We start from the raw sequence: 1,951 nt of genomic DNA, 5'->3' as shown, positions 1-1,951 counted from the left end.
CGGTAGGGTCGAGGGCTGGCGCGCCACTCGACCAGATCTCTTGGTCGAGCACGTTTCCAGCCCCCGCCTCGTCGCACGCAGCGTGCAGATTTCCCGCACTACGCGCACCCATTTGCTTCGCGCTGAGGTTTATGGGGCTCATCACACCGGGGCAGCTTTCGTCATGTTGTATGTCACCTGATAGCCATTAAACAGCTTTAGGGTACCGTACAGCCATGATGTACTCCACCGCCTCCAGCCGAAGCCCTTCCGTTTCTGCGCCCGCGTCAGATGACGCCTGACCTTCTTCTCTACCCACTCTTTGATGTAGCTGAAGCACTCACTGGAGTGCCCAACTGCAAAGTAGTTCACCCAGCCACGGAGCTTCGGATTGATCAGGTTGATTATCCTCTCAATCGGCTGCGACCGATGCCGTCGAAATACTTCCTTGAGCTCCCGCATAATCGCCGTTCGCTTCTTGAGCTTAGGCGTCATATGCGGCCGCATCACTCCACGTCGACTGCGGAGATACCGGAAGTCGAAACCTAGAAAGCCAAAGCTCTCGCCTCGCTCCAGGTCGACTGTACGGCTCTTCTCATCATTGACTTCTACCTGAAGTTTGGCAAATTCCTCCCGTAGCCGTTTGATAACGGCACCAACCAGCCAGTCACGACGTTTGTGGGCGTCAATCAAGATCACCAGATCGTCTGCGTATCTCGCGTAGTCGACACCGGTGTACTTGCCGATGCGTGTGACGTCCCGCGCCCGCTCCAGCATCTTGTCCACCTCGTTGAGGTAGAGATTACTGAGCAAGGGTGAAATCACTCCGCCTTGCGGAACGCCCTTCTTGCCAGAAGTTTTCAGCATAACCTTTAGAAGGTGCATGATGTCCGCGTCGTTGATCCGCTGCGCCACTTTCGTCAACAACCGGTCATGCCGAACATTGTCGAAATACGCTCGCAAATCAAAATCGAGGACCCGCGTCTTCCGTTGCGTTATTGCCTTTGCTACTCGCTTGATCGCGTCATGTGCTGCCCGCTTGGGCCGGTATCCAAACGACCCCGATTGGAAGTCCGCCTCGAAGACAGGTTCGAGTATGAGTTTGAGCGCACCTTGGACCACCCGATCGCGGATCGCCGGAATCGAAAGGACTCGAACTTTGTTCCCGTCCTTCGGTATTTCCTGTCTCCGCGCCGGAAGTGGTCGATAGGTATGCCCGATCAGTTCGTCCCGTAGCTGCTCAAGCAGAGCATCTACGCCTTGCGATTCGATGGCTTCGAAGGTCACTCCGTCTATTCCCGGAGCGCCGTCATTTTCTCTAGCCATCTCATACGCCATGCGTAGCGTCTCCACCTTGCAGACGTGGACATATAGGCCCCAGAAACGCCAGGACGGTTCAGCCTTCGCCTTGACGTATAGTCTCCGCCTCAGGTCCTGCAAATCGATGGACGCCTTTATCATCTCGTCCTTGCCTTCCTTGCGTTGGAGACTTCACAAATGGCAGGGTCCCTTCGCTCCACAGCCGTTACGCCACTTCGCAGCTACATACGGACCCGGCCGCCACCCTCTCGTCTTCGACCACTTTCCCGGTGTTCGCCGGTTATATGGCCTATCTTGCTCCGACAATTTCTCGCCGGGACGAGGAGGGCTTCTCCAGTTGCTCGGCATGTCCTTGTCATCGTGCTGTCGCTTCCACCCCGCCGAGGTGAACAGCCGTGTCGGTCAGTTTTCGGCTGCCCATGTTGCCTTCGCCCGATGAATGGGGGCTCGGCCCTCGGTCTTCGATATTTCGAGGCCACAACGCGTTCTCTTTCGATACGGCCCGATGACTCGCGATCTCCCCGTCGGGAGACTTGTCGATAGGCTTCAAAAGGTTCGTTTCCTCCCCTCCTGCTATCCGTGCTACAGGGCACTGACTTTTACCCCGGTAGGACTAACTCCTACTGAACATGCCAGCCTTCGCTGGACGCAC

At 56.6% G+C, this 1,951-nt stretch carries 1 protein-coding gene; it reads right to left on the bottom strand.

Annotated features, from left to right (window positions below):
* Positions 1 to 141: 141 nt before the first annotated feature.
* The gene (gene ltrA / locus H8A95_RS42800; protein WP_229172474.1) at positions 142 to 1,317 is read right to left on the bottom strand and encodes a group II intron reverse transcriptase/maturase; all 1,176 of its coding nucleotides are present in this window, start codon (positions 1,315 to 1,317) and stop codon (positions 142 to 144) included.
* Positions 1,318 to 1,951: the final 634 nt, after the last annotated feature.

It is taken from the genome of Bradyrhizobium oropedii (assembly GCF_020889685.1).
In the GTDB taxonomy this organism is placed as follows: Bacteria; Pseudomonadota; Alphaproteobacteria; order Rhizobiales; family Xanthobacteraceae; genus Bradyrhizobium; species Bradyrhizobium oropedii.
The sequence above is the reverse complement of the archived record's forward strand: the minus strand, read 5'-3'. Positions and strand labels throughout refer to the sequence as shown.